We start from the raw sequence: 17,732 nt of genomic DNA, 5'->3' as shown, positions 1-17,732 counted from the left end.
CGTTGTCCCAGCAAGACCAACGAGCGAAGGTCAGTGTCCGCGCGATCGCGGCACTGGCCTTCGCCGCTGTCGTGGTGGTGGTGGCCGACCAGGTCGTGAAGGCGCTCGTCGTCGCGAACCTGCCGTACGGACAGGTGGTGCCGGTCATCGGCCGGGCGCTCCAGTTCCTCTACGTCCGGAACCCCGGCGCCGCGTTCTCGTTCGCGGTGAACATGACGTGGGTGTTCTCGATCGTCTCCGCGGCGGTCGTCGTCGCGATCATCGTCTTCGCCCGGCGGATCCGCTCCATGTGGTGGGCGATCGTCCTCGGCATGCTGCTCGGCGGCGCGCTCGGCAACCTGCTCGACCGGCTCTTCCGTGAGCCGGGCTTCGGTCGGGGCCACGTGGTCGACTTCATCTCGACGCCGTGGATGATGCCGGCGATCTACAACGTCGCCGACGCGTTCATCTGCGTGAGCATGGTCGTCTTCGTGCTGCTCGTCATCCTCGGGGTGAACCTCGACGGCACCAGGACGGTGTCGGAGAAGCAGCGCACGGCCGGCCTGGAGGCCCGTGACGGGTCCGTCATGGACGCTGCGGTCGCCGACGGCGACCCTGGGTCCGGGACCGCCGCCACCGACGGGGCGGGCGCCAGCCGAGCCTCCCGTCCGCTGCCCGACGACTCGCTCGGGCACGACGCGACGTGAGCGAGTCGCGCAGTCTGCCCGTCCCCGACGGGCTCGCCGGTGAGCGTGTCGACGCCGCCCTCGCGAAGCTGCTCGGCTTCAGCCGGTCCTTCGCGGCCGACGTCGTCGCCGCCGGTGGCGTGCGGGTCGACGGCGTCACCGCCGAGAAGTCCGACCGCCTGCACGGCGACGCGTGGCTCGAGGTCGAGTGGACGCTGAAGGAGGCGCCACGCATCGTCCCGGCGCACGTCCCCGGGATGACGGTCGTGCACGACGACGAGGACATCGTCGTCGTCGACAAGCCCGTCGGCGTCGCCGCACACCCGTCGCCCGGGTGGGACGGCCCCACCGTCCCCGGTGGGCTGGCCGCGGCCGGCTTCACGATCGCGACCTCCGGGGCCGCGGAGCGCGCGGGGATCGTGCACCGGCTCGACGTCGGCACGAGCGGCCTGATGGTCGTCGCGAAGACCGAGCTCGCGTACACGCACCTCAAGCGGGCGTTCAAGGAGCGCACGGTCGAGAAGGTCTACCACGCGCTCGCGCAGGGGCACCCCGACCCGACCTCCGGCACCGTGGACGCCCCCATCGGCCGCCACCCCTCGAGCGACTGGAAGTTCGCGGTCACGTCGGACGGCAAGCCGAGCATCACCCACTACGAGACGCTCGAGGCCTTCCGGTCCGCGACGCTCCTCGAGGTGCACCTGGAGACCGGGCGCACCCACCAGATCCGCGTGCACATGGCGGCGACGCGCCACCCGCTCGTCGGCGACACGATGTACGGCGCCGACCCGGTCCTCGCTGCCGAGCTCGGGCTGACGCGGCAGTGGCTCGACGCCGTCCGGCTCGGGTTCGCGCACCCGCGCACCGGCGACTGGGTGGAGTTCCAGGCGTCCTACCCGGACGACCTGCAGGTCGCGCTCGACCGGATCCGGGCCGCGTCGCTCTGACACGCGGGCGGTTCCGTCGACACGCCCGTGGGTGTCGTCGGCCGCGGTTAGGCTGTCTGCGTCCCACACGCAGTTCGTTCGACCGGAGGCCCCGTGGCGAGTTCCGACTCCTTCGTCCACCTGCACGTGCACAGCGAGTACTCGATGCTCGACGGCGCCGCGCGACTGAACGACCTGGTCGCCGAGACGGCGGCGCAGGGCATGCCGGCCGTGGCGGTGACCGACCACGGCAACATGTTCGGCGCGTTCGAGTTCTGGAAGGCCGCCAAGGCCGGCGGCGTGAAGCCGATCATCGGGACAGAGGCCTACATCACGCCCGGTACCCACCGGTCCGACAAGACCCGTGTGCGGTGGGGCGACGGCGGCGGGGACGACGTCTCCGGTGCGGGCTCGTACACGCACATGACGATGTTCGCCGAGAACACCACGGGTATGCACAACCTGTTCCGGCTGTCGTCGAAGGCCTCGCTCGAGGGCTACTACTTCAAGCCCCGCATGGACCGCGAACTCCTCAGCGAGCACCACGAGGGCATCATCGCGACCACCGGGTGCCCGTCCGGCGAGGTCCAGACGCGCCTGCGCCTCGGCCAGTACGACGAGGCCATCAAGGCCGCTGCCGACTTCCGGGACATCTTCGGCAAGGAGAACTACTTCGCCGAGATCATGGACCACGGCCTCGAGATCGAGCGCCGGATCATGGGCGACCTCATCCGCCTGGCCAAGGACCTCGGCCTGCCGCTGGTCGGCACGAACGACCTGCACTACACGCACTCGCACGACGCCAAGTCCCACGCGGCGTTGCTCTGCGTGCAGTCCGGGTCGACGCTGAACGACCCGAACCGCTTCAAGTTCGACGCCGACGAGTTCTACCTCAAGACCCCGCAGCAGATGCGGCACCTGTTCCGCGACAACATCGAGGCCTGCGACAACACGCTGCTCATCGCCGAGCGGTGCGACGTCGAGTTCGACACCTCGGCGAACTACATGCCGAAGTTCCCCGTGCCGGAGGGCGAGACCGAGCACACCTGGTTCGAGAAAGAGGTCGCGAAGGGGCTGCAGTACCGCTACCCGGGCGGCATCTCGAAAGAGGTCCAGGACCGCGCCGACTACGAGGTCGGCATCATCAACCAGATGAACTTCCCGGGGTACTTCCTCGTGGTCGCCGACTTCATCAACTGGTCCAAGGACAACGGCATCCGCGTCGGCCCCGGTCGTGGTTCCGGTGCCGGCTCGATGGTCGCCTACGCGATGCGCATCACCGACCTCGACCCCATCCGGCACGGCCTGATCTTCGAGCGCTTCCTCAACCCGGACCGCGTCTCGATGCCCGACTTCGACGTCGACTTCGACGACCGGCGCCGCGGTGAAGCCATCAAGTACGTGACCGACAAGTACGGCAGCGAACGCGTGGCGCAGATCGTCACGTACGGCACCATCAAGGCGAAGCAGGCGCTCAAGGACTCCTCGCGTGTCCTCGGCTTCCCGTTCGGCATGGGCGAGAAGCTCACGAAGGCGATGCCGCCGCCCGTGATGGGCAAGGACATCCCGCTCACCGGGATCTTCGACAAGGAGCACCCGCGCTTCAAGGAGGCCGTCGACGTCCGCACCGTCGTCGAGACCGACCCGGAGGCACGGACGGTCTTCGACACGGCGCTCGGGCTCGAGGGCCTGAAGCGCCAGTGGGGCGTGCACGCCGCCGGCGTCATCATGTCCAGCGACCCGCTGATCGACATCATCCCGATCATGAAGCGGGAGCAGGACGGCCAGATCGTCACGCAGTTCGACTACCCGGCATCGGAGTCGCTCGGCCTGATCAAGATGGACTTCCTGGGGCTGCGGAACCTGACGATCATCAGTGACGCCCTGGACAACATCAAGTCCAACCGCGGCACCGACCTCGACCTCGAGCACATGGGGCTCGAGGACGCCGAGGCCTACGCGCTCCTGCAGCGCGGCGACACGCTCGGCGTCTTCCAGCTCGACGGCGGCCCGATGCGCGGGCTGCTGCGCCTGATGAAGCCCGACAACTTCGAGGACATCTCCGCGCTCATCGCCCTGTACCGTCCGGGCCCCATGGGTGCGAACTCGCACACGAACTACGCGCTCCGCAAGAACGGCGAGCAGCCCATCACGCCGATCCACCCGGAGCTCGAGGAGCCCCTGGCGGAGATCCTCGGCGGGACCTACGGCCTGATCATCTACCAGGAGCAGGTCATGGCCATCGCGCAGAAGGTGGCCGGGTTCTCGCTCGGTCAGGCGGACATCCTCCGTCGCGCGATGGGCAAGAAGAAGAAGTCCGAGCTCGACAAGCAGTACGCCGGCTTCGAGCGCGGCATGCTCGACAACGGGTACTCCGCTGCGGCGATCAAGACGCTGTGGGACATCCTGCTGCCGTTCTCCGACTACGCGTTCAACAAGGCACACTCCGCCGCGTACGGCGTGGTCTCCTTCTGGACGGCGTACCTCAAGGCGCACTACCCGGCCGAGTACATGGCCGCGCTGCTGACGTCCGTCGGTGACGCCCGCGACAAGCTGGCGCTCTACCTGAACGAGTGCCGCCGGATGGGCATCCGGGTGATGCCGCCGGACGTCAACGAGTCGATCGGCTTCTTCGCCGCCGTCGGGAACGACATCCGCTTCGGCATGGGGGCGATCCGCAACGTCGGCTTCAACGTCGTCGACGACATCGTCAAGGCCCGCCAGGAGAAGGGTGCCTTCGACTCCTTCCACGACTTCCTCCGGAAGATCCCGATCTCCTCCGCCAACAAGCGGACGGTCGAGTCGCTCATCAAGGCGGGGGCGTTCGACGAGTTCGGCGACACCCGCCGAGCGCTCGTCGAGATCCACGAGGGCGCGGTCGAGGCCGCGGTGAAGATCAAGCGCGACGAGGTCCACGGCAACGTCGGCTTCGACTTCGACTCCCTCTTCGCCGAGGTCGCCGAGGAACAGCCGACGGTCACCGCGGTGTCCCAGGTGCCCGAGCGCCCGGAGTGGTCGAAGCGCGACAAGCTCGCGTTCGAGCGCGACATGCTCGGGCTCTACGTGTCCGACCACCCGCTGGCCGGGCTCGAGATCGAGCTCGCGAAGCACCAGTCGATCACCATCGCCGACCTCATCGGGGCGGACGACTCGGTGGAGGGCGAGACCGTCACGGTCGCCGGGCTCCTGACGAGCGTGCAGCACCGCGTGGCGAAGACGAGCGGCAACCCGTACGGCATCGTCCAGATCGAGGACTTCGGCGGCGAGATCGGCGTCATGTTCCTCGGCAAGACCTACCAGGAGTTCGGACCGTCGCTGGTGGCGGACTCGATCGTCGTCCTGCGTGGCCGGGTCAACGTCCGCGACGACGGCAAGGCGCTGCACGCGGTGAGCATGTTCCAGCCGGCCCTCGGCGACGTCATGGGTTCCGGCCCGCTGACGCTGTCGGTGCCGGAGCGGCAGGCCACCACCGAGACCGTGACCGAGCTCGCAGCGGTCCTCGGCCGGCACACCGGCGACACCGAGGTCCGGCTCCGGCTGCTCAAGGACGACGTCGCGCGCACCTTCGAGCTGCCGTTCCCGGTGAACCTGACCCCGGACCTGTTCGGCGAGCTGAAGAGCCTGCTCGGCCCGCGCTGCCTCGTGTAGCGCGGTCCGGCGGAGCACGCTCGTGGAACGCCCGGGTCGCCCCGACACCGAGGTCCTGACGGCCTTCGGGGTCGCCGGGGCGCTCCCGGAGCCGCTGCCCGGTGGGCGTGGGCTCACCTGGCGCGCCGGCGACGTCGTGCTGCGGCCGCACGGTGACCCGACCGAGGCCGTGTGGAAGGCGGACGTGCTCGCCGGGCTCCCGCACACCGCGGCGTTCCGGACGCCCCGACCCGTCGCCACGCAGGACGGTGCCTGGCTCCACGGCGGGTGGGAGGCCTCCACGTGGGTCGACGGCGCCACGGACGAGTCCCGCGTGTCGGACGTCATCCGTGCCGGCGACGCGTTCCACCGAGCCGTCGCCGACCTGCCCCGACCGGCGTTCCTCGACGCGACCGACGACCCCTGGAGCCGAGCGGACCGGATGGTGTGGGGCGAGTCGCCACTGCCACCCGACCCGACGCTCGAGGCCTTGGCGGCGGCGTTCCGTGCGGTGGAGGCCCCCGCGCAGGTGATCCACGGCGACCTGCTCGGCAACGTGTTGTTCGCCGCCGACGCCCCGCCGGTCGTGTTCGACTGGGCGCCGTACTGGCGGCCGGCGGGGCTCGGTGCGGCGATCGCCGCGGTGGACGCCGTGTGCTGGCACGGCGTGCCGCTCGACGACCTCGGGCCGCTCGGCCACGACGTCCCCGAGTGGCCGCAGCTGTTCGTCCGCGCGCTCGCCTTCCGCATCACGACGCTCGTGCTGCTCGGTGCCTGGGACGGGGCCGCCGTGGACCACCACCGCGCAGTCGTCGCAGCCGTCACGGCTGCCGCCTGACCGCTGCTCGCCAGCGCATGGCGGTCAGGGGTGCTCGCTACGCTGGAGGCCTCATGATGCAGCGAATCGACCTCCGCGGCGGCCTCCCCGCCCGTGCCGAACTCCTCCGACTCATGCCCCGTGCCGTCGGTGACGTCGGTCACGCGGTGGACGCCGCCCGGGTGCTCGTCGACGACGTGCGCGACCGCGGCGCCGAGGCGCTCCGCGAGCAGGCCGATCGGTTCGACGGGGGAGCGCCCGAGCACGTCCGGGTGCCCGCCGCCGAGATCGCCGCCGCGGTCGCCGGGCTCACCCCTGCGCTCCGCACCGCCCTCGACGAAGCCATCACCCGCGTCCGCGCCGCGAGTGCCGCGCAGGTCCCGCAGCCGTCCGTGACCACCCTCGGAGACGGCGCCGAGGTGCACCAGCGCTGGCAGCCGATGCGCCGCGTCGGGCTCTACGTGCCCGGCGGCAAGGCCGTGTACCCGTCCAGCGTCGTGATGAACGTCGTTCCGGCCCAGGTCGCGGGCGTCGGGTCGATCGCGCTCGTGTCGCCCCCGCAGCGGGACCACGGCGGTGCCGTGCACCCGACGATCCTCGCTGCGGCCGGGCTCCTCGGGGTGGACGAGGTCTACGCGATGGGCGGCGCCGGCGCGGTCGCGGCACTGGCCTACGGCGTCGCCGAGATCGGCCTCGACCCGGTCGACCTGGTCACGGGCCCCGGCAACAACTACGTGGCCGCGGCGAAGCGCCTGGTGCGTGGTGTCGTCGGCATCGACTCCGAAGCCGGTGCCACCGAGATCCTCGTCATCGCGGACGACTCCGCCGACGCCGGGTTCGTCGCCGCCGACCTCATCAGCCAGGCCGAGCACGACGAGCAGGCCGGCAGCGTGCTGGTGACGACGTCCGCCGCCTTCGCCGACGCGGTGGAAGCCGCCATCCCGGAACGGACGGCCGCCCTCGGGACGGCCACGCGCCTCCAGGCCGCCCTGGACGGACCGCAGTCCGCCGTCGTGCTGGTGGACTCGCTCACCGACGCGGCCACCGTGAGCAACGCCTACGGGCCCGAGCACCTCGAGATCCAGACCGTCGACGACGACGCCGTGCTCGCCGACATCGACGCCGCGGGCGCCGTGTTCATCGGGCCGAGCACGCCGGTCAGCCTCGGCGACTACCTTGCCGGGTCGAACCACGTGCTGCCGACGGGTGGGCAGGCGCGCTTCGGGTCGGGGCTGTCCGCGTCGACCTTCCTCCGGCCGCAGCAGGTCATCCGCTACACCGCCGCAGCCCTGGCCGAGGTCGCTCCGCACATCGTCGCGCTCTCGACCGAGGAACAGCTGCCGGGGCACGGTGCCGCCGTGACGGAGCGCACGAACCGCTAGCCTGGGCGGTGCCATGTTCTGCCCTTTCTGCCGCCACCCGGACTCCCGCGTCGTCGACTCCCGCACGAGCGACGACGGCACCTCCATCCGCCGACGCCGCCAGTGCCCGAACTGCGGCCGCCGGTTCTCGACCACCGAGACGGCGTCGCTGAACGTGGTCAAGCGCAACGGGGTGCTCGAGCCCTTCTCGCGGGAGAAGATCATCTCCGGCGTGCGCAAGGCGTGCCAGGGACGACCCGTCACGGACTCCGACCTGGCGGTGCTCGCGCAGCGCGTGGAGGAGATCGTGCGGTCCTCCGGGGCCAGCCAGATCGACGCCAACGACATCGGCCTGGCGATCCTCGACCCGTTGCGTGAGCTCGACGAGGTCGCCTACCTCCGCTACGCCAGCGTCTACCAGGCGTTCGACTCGCTCGAGGACTTCGAGTCGGCGATCGGTCAGCTCCGCATCGACCACCACGACGGCCCGCGCACGGCGACCACCGGGGCGGACGCGTGACGAACATCGCCGAACGGTGCATCCGCGTCGGCTACGGCGTGGTCTTCCGCGCGGTGTTCGCGAACATGGACCCCGAGCGGGCGCACCACGTCGCGTTCGCGGTCATCCGGTGGCTGCCGCGGGTGCCGTTCCTCGCCGGGGTCGTCGAGCGCTACTCCCGTCCGTCGGCCGCTGACGGCGTCACGACCATGGGCATCCACTTCCCGTCCCGCTTCGGCCTGGCCGCAGGGTTCGACAAGAACGCGAAGGGCATCGCCGGGCTCGGCCTGCTCGGCTTCGGGCACGTCGAGGTCGGCACCATCACCGCCAAGCCCCAGCCCGGCAACGACAAGCCCCGGCTCTTCCGGCTCATCGCCGACCGCGCGCTGATCAACCGGATGGGCTTCAACAACCACGGCGCAGCAGCCGCCGCCCGCCGACTCGAGCGGGCACGGCGCAACCCGGGTCGGCCGGTCATCGGCGTGAACATCGGCAAGAGCCGCGTCGTGGACGTCGCCGACGCGGTCGACGACTACCTCGAGTCGACGCGGCTCCTGGCCCCGTTCGCGGACTACCTCGCCGTCAACGTCAGCTCGCCCAACACGCCCGGACTGCGCGGGCTGCAGGAGCTCGACCAGCTCCGGCCGCTGCTCACGGCCGTGCACGAGGCCGCTGGCCGGGTGCCCGTGCTCGTCAAGATCGCGCCGGACCTGACCGACGAGCAGATCGACGCCATCGCCGGTCTCGCCGTCGACGTCGGGCTCGCCGGCATCATCGCGAACAACACCACGATCGGGCGGTCCGGACTGACCACGCCCGAGGCCGACGTCACCGCGATGGGCGCCGGGGGACTGTCCGGCGCACCGATCGCCGCGCGGTCGCTCGACGTGCTCCGGCGCGTCCGGGCCGTCGTGCCCGCGGACTTCTGCGTGGTCGCCGTCGGTGGCGTCACGACCGAGGCCGACGTCCAGGCCCGCATCGAGGCCGGCGCCACTCTGGTGCAGGGCTACACGGCGTTCCTCTACGAGGGGCCGACCTGGGCCACTCGGATCAACCGGCTGCGTCGGAAGCGCTTGCGGCGCGCGGAGCGCTGACGCGCTGAGCGGTCGCGACGCCCCGTTCAGTTCCGCTGAGCGGTCACGTCCGGTCGCTGGCGAGCCGCGTGACCGACGGTTGGTGACCGGTCGGCGGTGCGCCGCCGGGGTGTCGTGACCCCTCGCCGGACGGGAGGCTCGCTGCCGGCCCGTCACCGAGCCTCCAGCCTGGCTCGTCCCGGCTCCGTCGCCGCGGTGAGGTCGCACTTCGTGTCGCCTCGGTGCCGCGCGACCCGACACGAAGTGTGACCTCAGCGGCGGCCGCTGCGCGACCGGTCGCGACACACCGCTCAGGTTCGCCGAGCGGTCCCGTTCCGTCGCGCGCGCGCCGCGTGACCGACGGTTGGTGACCGGTCGGCGGTGCGCCGGTGGGGTGTCGTAACCGTTCGCCGGACGGGAGGCTCGCTGCCGGCCCGTCACCGAGCCTCCGGCCCGGCGCGTCCTGGCTCCGCCGCCGCGGTGAGGTCGCTCTTCGTGTTGCCTCGGTGCCGCGTGACCCGACACGAAGTGCGACCTCACCGTCGGCCGCTGCGCGACCGGTCGCGACACACCGCTCAGGTTCGCCGAGCGGTCCCGTTCCGTCGCTCGCGCGCCGCGTGACCGACGGTCGGTGACCGGTCGACGGTGCGCCGGCGGGGTGTCGTGACCGCTCGGTGGACGGGAGGCTCGTTGCCGGCCCGGCACCGAGCCTCCGGCCCGGCGCGTCCCGGCTCCGCCGCCCTGGTGAGGTCGCACTTCGTGTCGCCTCGGTGCCGCGCGACCCGACACGAAGTGCGACCTCAGCGGCGGCCGCTGCGCGACCGGTCGCGACACACCGCTCAGGTTCGCCGAGCGGTCCCGTTCCGTCGCTCGTGCGCCGCGTGACCGACGGTTGGTGACCGGTCGGCGGTGCGCCGCCGGGGTGCCGTGACCGCTCGGTGGACGGGAGGCTCGCTGCCGGCCCGCCACGGAGCCTCCAGCCCGGCGCGTCCTGGCTCTCGAGCGCGGTGAGGTCGCGATTTGTGTCGCCTCGGTGCCTCGCGACCCGACACGAAGTGCGACCTCAGCGGCGGCCGCCCGCGCCCGCCGCCCGCGCCGGCCCCCGGGAACGACGAAGCGCCGCCGGCGATGCCGACGGCGCTCCGGGGACCCGGGGTCAGGAGGGGTACTGCCCGCGCTTGACCTGCGGCTTCGGCAGCCGCAGGAAGCGCAGCTGCCATGCCCGCATCAGGATGTAGAAGAAGGTGCCGCGCTGGAACTCGCCGAACCGCGCCGTGAGCTTCTTGCGCAGCATGAGCCAGAGCACCAGGCAGTCGAGGAGGAACACCGCCACGAACGCCCAGATGAGCAGCAGCGAGTACGACGCCACCGAGGTCTGGGGTGCCGCGAACCCGACGATCAGGAACAGCACGAGGACGGGCATCATGACCTCGCCGACGTTCCAGCGGGCGTCGATGTAGTCGCGCACGAACCTGCGCTGCTCGCCGCGGTCCTTCGCGGGGAGGTAGCGCTCCTCGCCGTTCGCCATGCCGACGCGGGCCTTCTCACGCTCGCTGTTGAGGCGTGCACGGGCGGCCTTCTTGTCCACGGGGGAGTTGCCCACGAGCGGACGGCGGTTGGCCGCTTCCCGCTCACGACGGGACGGGGTGGGACGGCCCTTGCCCTGCTCGAGCAGTTCCTCTTCCGAGGGGTTGACTGTCGTGTTGGTCTTGGGTGCTGCCTTCGCCACGGTGATTCCTGCTGGTCGGTGAGCGGTGCGCCGGGGAACAGCCCGACGATGGTGTCCTCTAGATTACCGGGCATGACCGACACCGCACAGTCCGCGCCCGCGACCGACTTCGAGCTGCTCGACGCCCTCCGCGAACAGGTCCACGGCGACCTGCCCCGCACGATCGCCGACCTCTCCGCCCTGGTGCGGATCCCGTCGGTGTCGTGGTCGGCGTTCGACCCGGCGAATGTGCGGCGGAGTGCCGAGGCGGTCGCCGACCTGGCGCGCGACACGGGCGTGTTCGAGTCGGTCCGGATCGTGCGGTCCGCGGTGTCGGGTGACACGCCCGACGGCGCCAGCGAGGCCGAGGGCACCGAGCACGACGGCGTCGAGCTGGGGCAGCCCGCTGTCCTGGCCGTCCGTCCCGCCCGCAACGGCAAGCCGACGGTGATGCTCTACGCCCACCACGACGTGCAGCCGCAGGGCGACGACGCACTGTGGGAGACCCCGCCGTTCGAACCGACGCTCCGCGGAGACCGGCTCTACGGCCGTGGTGCATCGGACGACAAGGCCGGCGTGATGACGCACGTCGCCGCGCTCCGGGCGCTGCACGCGCGGTTCGGGGACGACCTCGACCTCGGCATCGTGCTGTTCGTCGAGGGTGAGGAGGAGTTCGGCTCCCGCTCGTTCCGCACCTTCCTGCGCGAGCAGAAGGAGCACCTCGCCGCCGACGTCATCGTCGTGGCCGACAGCGACAACTGGTCCACCGAGGTCCCCGCGATCACGGTGTCCCTCCGCGGCAACGTGACGTTCAAGCTGACCGTGACGACGCTGGAGCACGCCAGCCACAGCGGCATGTTCGGGGGAGCGGCACCCGACGCGATGCTCCCGATGGTCCGGCTGCTCAGCTCCCTGCACGACGACGCCGGCTCGGTCGCCGTCGAGGGCCTGACCGCGTACGACGCTCCCGTCCCCGCCCGCTCCGAGGACGAGCTCGCCGCCGATGCCGCACTGGTGTCCGGCGTCCGCCCGGTCGGGACCGGCGACGTCCTCTCGCGGATGTGGTTCCAGCCGTCGATCACGGTCACCGGCATGGACGTCCCGAGCGTGGCGAACGCGTCGAACACCCTGCTGCCCACCGTCAGCGCGCGCGTCTCGGTACGGGTCGCCCCCGGCCAGAGCGCGACCGAGGCCGCGGCGGCCGTCGAGCGACACATCCGTGCGCACACCCCGTTCGGCGCCCGCGTCGAGCTCAGCGAACCCGACGCCGGCGACGGCTTCCTCGTCGACACCAGCGGCTGGGCCGTCAAGGAGGCCAGGACCGCCATGGCCGAGGGCTGGGGTGCCGAGCCGGTCGAGCAGGGCATCGGCGGGTCGATCCCGTTCGTCTCCGACCTCGCCGCCGAGTTCCCCGAGGCCCAGATCCTGGTGACGGGCGTCGAGGACCCCGACACGCGCGCACACAGCCCGAACGAGTCGCAGCACCTCGGCGTCCTGCACCGTGCGGTCGCCTCCGAGGCGATCCTGCTGGCCCGGCTCGCGACGCGCGCCTGAGCGCGGACACCGGACGGGAGGCCCGGGTCGACCGGTCCTGGTCTCCCGCCCCCGGCAGGTGGAACCGTGCAAGTCCTCCACACCTGGCGACGGACGTGTGCGTTCCGTCGGTGGGGGTGCTTAGAATCGTCGACGAGGCGCGGTGACCGCACCGCCCAGGAGGAGGCGCTCATGAGCGACACCATCACGACCGAAGCCGTCACCACGGCCGTCCCGTCGCACGGGGTCCTGCTCAGCGACGCCGCAGCCGGCAAGGTGGCGAGCCTCCTCGCGCAGGAAGGCCGCGACGACCTCCGCCTGCGCCTGGCCGTCCAGCCCGGCGGCTGCTCGGGGCTCATCTACCAGCTCTACTTCGACGAGCGCCTGCTCGACGGCGACGTCACCGCCGAGTTCGACGGTGTCGAGGTCGTCGTCGACAAGATGAGCGTCCCGTACCTCGACGGCGCGACCATCGACTTCGAGGACACCATCCAGAAGCAGGGCTTCACCATCGACAACCCCAACGCGCAGGGCAGCTGCGCGTGCGGCGACAGCTTCCACTGAGCACGCCGCCATCAGCACCCGGACGGGGAGCGACCGACACGGTCGCTCCCCGTTCGTCGTCCGGCGTGGCGGCCTCGCCGATCCCGGACATCTCGCAGATGACCTGGGGAAAACCGGGTCCCCGGGGCCCCGGACAGTCCACGACGCGTGTCGGGCGTGCACTCGCTGTCACCGGCTGCGAGTAAGCTAGGAGTGTTCCAACCAAGCTGGGAACCAGTCATGTGCCGCCTCCGAGCGGCTCGGTGTCGGCAACGACAGACTGCGCTCTCGCTTCCACGTCTTTCCGAGAGGTAACAGTGCGTTCGAATCGCCGTATACGTTGGGCGGCCGTCCCGGTGGCCGTCGGTCTGGTCATCGCACTGGCTGGCTGCTCGCAGCAGCAGCTCAACGGATGGCTCCCCGGGACGGAAGAGACGAAGGACGTCACCAACCACACGAGCCGCGTCGTCGGCCTGTGGACCACGAGCTGGATCGTGCTGCTCGCGGTGGGGCTCATCGTCTGGGGTCTGATCATCTGGGCCGCCATCGTCTACCGCCGTCGGAAGGGCCAGACCGGCCTGCCGGTGCAGATGCGGTACAACATGCCGCTCGAGATCTTCTACACGATCGTGCCGCTCATCCTCGTGCTGGGCTTCTTCGCCTTCACCGCGAAGGACCAGGCCGCGATCGAGAAGCCCTTCGCACAGCCGGACACCACGGTGCACGTCTACGGCAAGCGCTGGGGCTGGGACTTCAACTACATCAACCAGAACGACCCCTCGAAGAGCGTCTACTACCAGGGCATCCAGGCCCAGGAAGAAGAGAACGCCAACGGGGCGATCGACGAGTCGCAGCTGCCGACGCTGTACCTGCCCGTCGACAAGAAGGTCAAGATCGAGCTCGACTCGCGTGACGTCGACCACTCCTTCTGGGTCATCGACTTCTTGTACAAGAAGGACATGCTCCCCGGCAAGACGAACTACGAGTACTTCATCCCGCAGAAGATCGGGACGTACCAGGGCAAGTGCGCCGAGCTCTGCGGCGAGTACCACTCCCTCATGCTCTTCCAGGTCAAGGTCGTGTCGTCGTCTGACTACCAGGCGTACCTCGACACCCTGACCGACCAGGGCAAGGTGGGCCTGCTCGGCGACGAGTACAACACCAACACGAACCAGCCTGACAACAAGGCGCCCGTCACGGCGTCGAGCGACGACAAGTAGGGGCTCGCCAGATGACAACGTCATTCGTCGGCCAACCGACCAGCACCGCGACGCCGGACTTCCAGGCGTCCAAGGTCGGTCGGAAGGGCAACATCATCGTCCGGTGGATCACCTCCACCGACCACAAGACGATCGGGTACATGTACCTGATCACGTCGTTCCTGTACTTCCTGCTCGCCGGCGTGATGGCACTCGTCATCCGCGCGCAGCTCTTCGAGCCCGGGCTGCAGCTCGTCGCGACGAAGGAGCAGTACAACCAGCTCTTCACGATGCACGGCACGATCATGCTGCTGCTGTTCGCGACGCCGCTGTTCTCGGGCTTCGCGAACGCGATCATGCCGCTGCAGATCGGTGCCCCTGACGTCGCCTTCCCGCGGCTCAACGGCTTCGCGTTCTGGCTCTACTTCTTCGGTGGCCTCATCGCTGTCGGTGGCTTCCTCACCCCGCAGGGCGCCGCGTCGTTCGGGTGGTTCGCGTACGCGCCACTGAGTGACACGACGTTCACACCAGGGCTCGGCGGCACACTCTGGGTCTTCGGCCTCGGCCTGACCGGCTTCTCGACGATCCTCGGTGCCGTGAACTTCATCACGACGATCATCACCATGCGCGCCCCCGGCATGACGATGTTCCGCATGTCGATCTTCACGTGGAACACCCTCGTGACGTCGCTCCTCGTGCTGATGGCCTTCCCGGTCCTCGCCGCAGCGTTGTTCGGCCTCGGTCTCGACCGCGTGTTCGACGCCCAGGTGTTCAACCCGGCCAACGGTGGAGCGCTGCTCTGGCAGCACCTCTTCTGGTTCTTCGGGCACCCCGAGGTCTACATCATCGCGCTGCCGTTCTTCGGCATCGTCTCCGAGGTCTTCCCGGTCTTCAGCCGGAAGCCGATCTTCGGCTACAAGACCCTCGTCTACGCGACCATCTCCATCGCGGCCCTCTCGGTCACGGTGTGGGCGCACCACATGTACGTCACCGGTTCGGTGCTGCTGCCGTGGTTCTCGCTCATGACGATGCTCATCGCGGTCCCGACCGGCGTGAAGATCTTCAACTGGGTCGGCACGATGTGGCGCGGCTCGGTCACCTTCGAGACCCCGATCCTGTGGGCCATCGGCTTCCTGATCACGTTCACGTTCGGTGGGCTCACGGGCGTCATCCTGGCCTCGCCGCCGCTCGACTTCCACGTGTCCGACTCGTACTTCGTCGTGGCGCACTTCCACTACGTGGTCTTCGGCACCGTCGTGTTCGCCATGTTCTCCGGCTTCTACTTCTGGTGGCCGAAGTGGACCGGGCGCATGCTGAACGAGCGTCTCGGCAAGATCCACTTCTGGCTGCTGTTCGTCGGGTTCCACACCACGTTCCTGATCCAGCACTGGCTGGGCGTCATCGGCATGCCGCGTCGCTACGCGACCTACCTGCCGAACGACGGCTTCACCTGGATGAACCAGCTGTCGACCATCGGCGCGATGATCCTCGGCATCTCGTTCCTGCCGTTCATCTTCAACGTGTACGTCACTGCGCGGAACGCTCCGAAGGTGGCCGTCAACGACCCGTGGGGCTACGGCCGCTCGCTCGAGTGGGCGACCTCCTGCCCGCCGCCGCGACACAACTTCACGTCGATCCCGCGGATCCGTTCGGAGTCGCCGGCGTTCGACCTGAACCACCCCGAAGCGGGTGTGCCGATCGGTGTGGGTCCTGCGAAGGATGCTCCCGATGCTCCGACATACGACGCCGCGAAGGGCGAGGTGAAGTAAGGCCATGCGCGCCAACGTCAACCTGTTCTGGATCCTCTTCGGGTTCTTCATCCTCGCGGACGCCGCGTACACGATCTGGTTCCGCCTCAACCACGGTGGGTGGGAGCCGGTCGGCACGATGGGCATCGGCCTCGTCGGGATCATGTCGGCGTTCATCGCCTTCTACCTGCAGCGTGTGCTGTCGGCCCAGGGCGGGGACCTGCCCGAGGACCGTCAGGACGCCAACATCGAGGACGGCGACGCCGAGCTCGGGCACTTCAGCCCGTGGTCGTGGTGGCCCATCCTCCTGGCGGCCTCGGTCTCGATCATCTTCCTCGGGGTCGCAGCCGGCCTCTGGATCGTCCCGATCGGCCTCGCGCTGGTGACGGTCACGCTCGTCGGCTGGGTCTTCGAGTACTACCGCGGCAACTTCGGGCACTGACCCGCACCTGACGCGCTTCGGGCGGCACCACCTGGTGCCGCCCGAACTGCGTCCGGACGACCTTCCCGGCTGTGGATCGTGACAGCGTTCCGGCCTGGGGAATCAACCGGTCCGACCGCGGCTTGAGCCACGCGGACCCATCCACCTCGCGAAAGGAGTCACCTCCGGTGACCGACAAGCGCACACTCATCATCTTCGGCGCGACGGGCGACCTCGCCTCCCGCCTGCTCCTGCCGGGTCTCGGCACGTTCCTGCAGAGCGGTCGCTCCGTCCCCGTGCAGCTGATCGGCACGGGCCGCAGCGAGCGCAGCCCCGAGAAGTGGAAGGACATCGTCACGACGTCCTTCGCCTCGCAGGACGTCAAGGGCCCCGAGGTCGACGCCACCATCGAGTCGACGACCTTCATCCAGGGTGACCCGACGGACCCCAAGCACCTCGAGGCGCTCCTCGCGGCCGCCGAGCACGAGCCGATCCTCTACTTCGCGCTCCCGCCGCAGATCGCCTCCGACATCTGCGAGGCGCTCGAGCACGTCGAGCTGCCGGAAGGCACGACCCTGGCGTTCGAGAAGCCCTTCGGCACCGACGTCGCGAGCGCCAAGGCCCTCAACGAGACGGTGCTGAAGCTCGTCCCCGAGGACCGCGTCCACCGCACCGACCACTTCCTCGGCCGCACCACGGTCCTGAACATCATCGGTCTGCGCTTCGCGAACCGTCTGTTCGAGCCCATCTGGAACGCGGAGAACATCGAGAAGGTCGACATCTTCTACGACGAGACCCTCGGGCTCGAGAACCGCGCGCAGTACTACGACGAGGCCGGCGCGATGGTCGACATGATCCAGTCACACCTGCTGCAGATCCTCGGCATCGTGACGATGGACGCCCCGGCGGAGATCGACGCGGTCGAGTTCCGTTCCTCGCTGGCCCGTGCGCTCCGCTCGACGCAGCTCAAGGGCGACGACGCCAAGGTCGCCTCGCGTCGCGCCGTCTACACGGCGGGCACGATCGACGGCAAGGACCTCCCCTCCTACCAGGAGGAGGACGGCGTCGACCCCTCGCGCCAGACCGAGACCCTCGCCGAGATCTCCGTCGAGGTGGACACCGCCCGCTGGAAGGGCGTCCCGTTCACCCTGCGTTCCGGCAAGGCCCTCGGGAACAGCCGCAAGGAGGTGCTGATCACCTTCAAGCCGGTCCCGCGTCTGCCCTCCGGCCTCAGCGGTCGCCCGAAGACGGACACGCTCCGCATCGTGCTGAACCCGGACGAGATCGAGCTGACCGTGTCGGCCAACGGTGGCGGCAACCCGTTCGAGATGGGCCAGGTCACGCTGTCCTCGTCCTTCAGCGACGGCGAGCTCACCCCGTACGGCGAGGTCCTCAACGGCATCTTCCATGACGACCCGCTGCTCTCCATCCGCGGTGACGTGGCCGAGCGCTGCTGGGAGATCGTCGAGCCGGTCGTTGCCGCCTGGAAGGCCAACGACGTCCCGCTCGAGGAGTACCGCGCCGGTTCGCGCGGCCCGGCGGACTGGGAGTCGTCCTCCTGAGTCACCCCGTGCCCTGAACGGGCACACCCACAGACGGGAGGCCCGGTGCC

Annotated in this window: 14 protein-coding genes; 13 read left to right on the top strand and 1 reads right to left on the bottom strand. The window is 69.8% G+C overall.

The genetic code is table 11. The features are described 5' to 3' along the window. Positions 1–2: 2 nt before the first annotated feature. The 7 genes from lspA to BIU98_RS11815 all read left to right on the top strand — a co-directional run bounded on the left by lspA (position 3) and on the right by BIU98_RS11815 (position 8,989). Positions 3–686 (top strand): signal peptidase II, encoded by a 684-nt coding sequence (lspA, locus tag BIU98_RS11845; protein ID WP_254787873.1) that lies wholly within the window; start codon positions 3–5, stop codon positions 684–686. Then, the gene (locus BIU98_RS11840; RefSeq protein ID WP_071276091.1) at positions 683–1,612 is read left to right on the top strand and encodes an RluA family pseudouridine synthase; all 930 of its coding nucleotides are present in this window, start codon (positions 683–685) and stop codon (positions 1,610–1,612) included. Before lspA ends, BIU98_RS11840 begins: the two co-directional genes overlap by 4 nt. A 93-nt stretch (positions 1,613–1,705) precedes the next feature. After that, entirely contained in the window at positions 1,706–5,239 is a 3,534-nt protein-coding gene (dnaE, locus tag BIU98_RS11835; protein ID WP_083393190.1) for a DNA polymerase III subunit alpha, read from the top strand. A gap of 22 nt (positions 5,240–5,261) precedes the next feature. Then, positions 5,262–6,056 carry a hypothetical protein gene (locus tag BIU98_RS11830; RefSeq protein WP_071276089.1) on the top strand — a complete coding sequence of 265 codons (795 nt, stop codon included), beginning with the start codon at positions 5,262–5,264 and terminating at the stop codon, positions 6,054–6,056. 53 nt (positions 6,057–6,109) lie between these two features. Continuing rightward, positions 6,110–7,417, top strand: coding sequence for a histidinol dehydrogenase (gene hisD, locus BIU98_RS11825; RefSeq protein WP_071276087.1), 1,308 nt, complete (start codon positions 6,110–6,112; stop codon positions 7,415–7,417). A 13-nt stretch (positions 7,418–7,430) separates the two neighbouring features. Continuing rightward, positions 7,431–7,916, top strand: a complete 486-nt coding sequence (gene nrdR, locus BIU98_RS11820; protein WP_071276085.1) for a transcriptional regulator NrdR — start codon at positions 7,431–7,433, stop codon at positions 7,914–7,916. Continuing rightward, positions 7,913–8,989: a quinone-dependent dihydroorotate dehydrogenase gene (locus BIU98_RS11815; RefSeq protein ID WP_083393189.1), complete on the top strand. Its 1,077-nt coding sequence runs from the start codon at positions 7,913–7,915 to the stop codon at positions 8,987–8,989. The genes nrdR and BIU98_RS11815 overlap by 4 nt, the downstream gene beginning before the upstream one ends. 1,135 nt (positions 8,990–10,124) lie before the next feature. Here the strand turns inward: BIU98_RS11815 and BIU98_RS11810 are convergent. After that, positions 10,125–10,697, bottom strand: a complete 573-nt coding sequence (locus BIU98_RS11810; RefSeq protein ID WP_071276083.1) for a DUF3043 domain-containing protein — start codon at positions 10,695–10,697, stop codon at positions 10,125–10,127. Positions 10,698–10,769: 72 nt separating this feature from the next. On the opposite strand from BIU98_RS11810, the gene BIU98_RS11805 reads away from it, so the two are divergent. From BIU98_RS11805 to BIU98_RS11780, 6 genes are all read left to right on the top strand, one after another. Next, positions 10,770–12,230 (top strand): dipeptidase, encoded by a 1,461-nt coding sequence (locus BIU98_RS11805; RefSeq protein ID WP_071276081.1) that lies wholly within the window; start codon positions 10,770–10,772, stop codon positions 12,228–12,230. A 171-nt stretch (positions 12,231–12,401) separates the two neighbouring features. Further along, on the top strand, positions 12,402–12,773 hold the full coding sequence (locus tag BIU98_RS11800; RefSeq protein ID WP_071276079.1) for an iron-sulfur cluster assembly accessory protein: 372 nt from the start codon (positions 12,402–12,404) through the stop codon (positions 12,771–12,773). Positions 12,774–13,069: 296 nt separating this feature from the next. After that, the gene (gene coxB / locus BIU98_RS11795) at positions 13,070–13,972 is read left to right on the top strand and encodes a cytochrome c oxidase subunit II (protein WP_071276077.1); all 903 of its coding nucleotides are present in this window, start codon (positions 13,070–13,072) and stop codon (positions 13,970–13,972) included. Positions 13,973–13,983: 11 nt separating this feature from the next. Then, a complete protein-coding gene (gene ctaD / locus BIU98_RS11790) occupies positions 13,984–15,720 on the top strand; it encodes a cytochrome c oxidase subunit I (RefSeq protein WP_071276075.1) in 1,737 nt (578 codons plus the stop codon). A 4-nt stretch (positions 15,721–15,724) separates the two neighbouring features. Next, positions 15,725–16,141, top strand: a complete 417-nt coding sequence (locus BIU98_RS11785; RefSeq protein WP_071276073.1) for a cytochrome c oxidase subunit 4 — start codon at positions 15,725–15,727, stop codon at positions 16,139–16,141. Positions 16,142–16,308: 167 nt separating this feature from the next. Then, positions 16,309–17,682 carry a glucose-6-phosphate dehydrogenase gene (locus tag BIU98_RS11780; RefSeq protein ID WP_071276071.1) on the top strand — a complete coding sequence of 458 codons (1,374 nt, stop codon included), beginning with the start codon at positions 16,309–16,311 and terminating at the stop codon, positions 17,680–17,682. The last annotated feature ends 50 nt before the right edge of the window (positions 17,683–17,732 follow it).

The sequence above is a fragment of the Curtobacterium sp. MMLR14_010 genome, assembly GCF_001865015.1.
Taxonomy (GTDB): Bacteria; Actinomycetota; Actinomycetes; order Actinomycetales; family Microbacteriaceae; genus Curtobacterium.
The sequence above is the reverse complement of the archived record's forward strand: the minus strand, read 5'-3'. Positions and strand labels throughout refer to the sequence as shown.

Excerpts from the sequence above, each read along its gene's own strand:
- BIU98_RS11805 (WP_071276081.1), top strand. The coding sequence starts at position 10,770 with ATGACCGACACCGCACAGTCCGCGCCCGCGACCGACTTCGAGCTGCTC.
- BIU98_RS11785 (WP_071276073.1), top strand. The coding sequence starts at position 15,725 with ATGCGCGCCAACGTCAACCTGTTCTGGATCCTCTTCGGGTTCTTCATC.
- ctaD (WP_071276075.1), top strand. The coding sequence starts at position 13,984 with ATGACAACGTCATTCGTCGGCCAACCGACCAGCACCGCGACGCCGGAC.
- hisD (WP_071276087.1), top strand. The coding sequence starts at position 6,110 with ATGATGCAGCGAATCGACCTCCGCGGCGGCCTCCCCGCCCGTGCCGAA.
- BIU98_RS11800 (WP_071276079.1), top strand. The coding sequence starts at position 12,402 with ATGAGCGACACCATCACGACCGAAGCCGTCACCACGGCCGTCCCGTCG.
- nrdR (WP_071276085.1), top strand. The coding sequence starts at position 7,431 with ATGTTCTGCCCTTTCTGCCGCCACCCGGACTCCCGCGTCGTCGACTCC.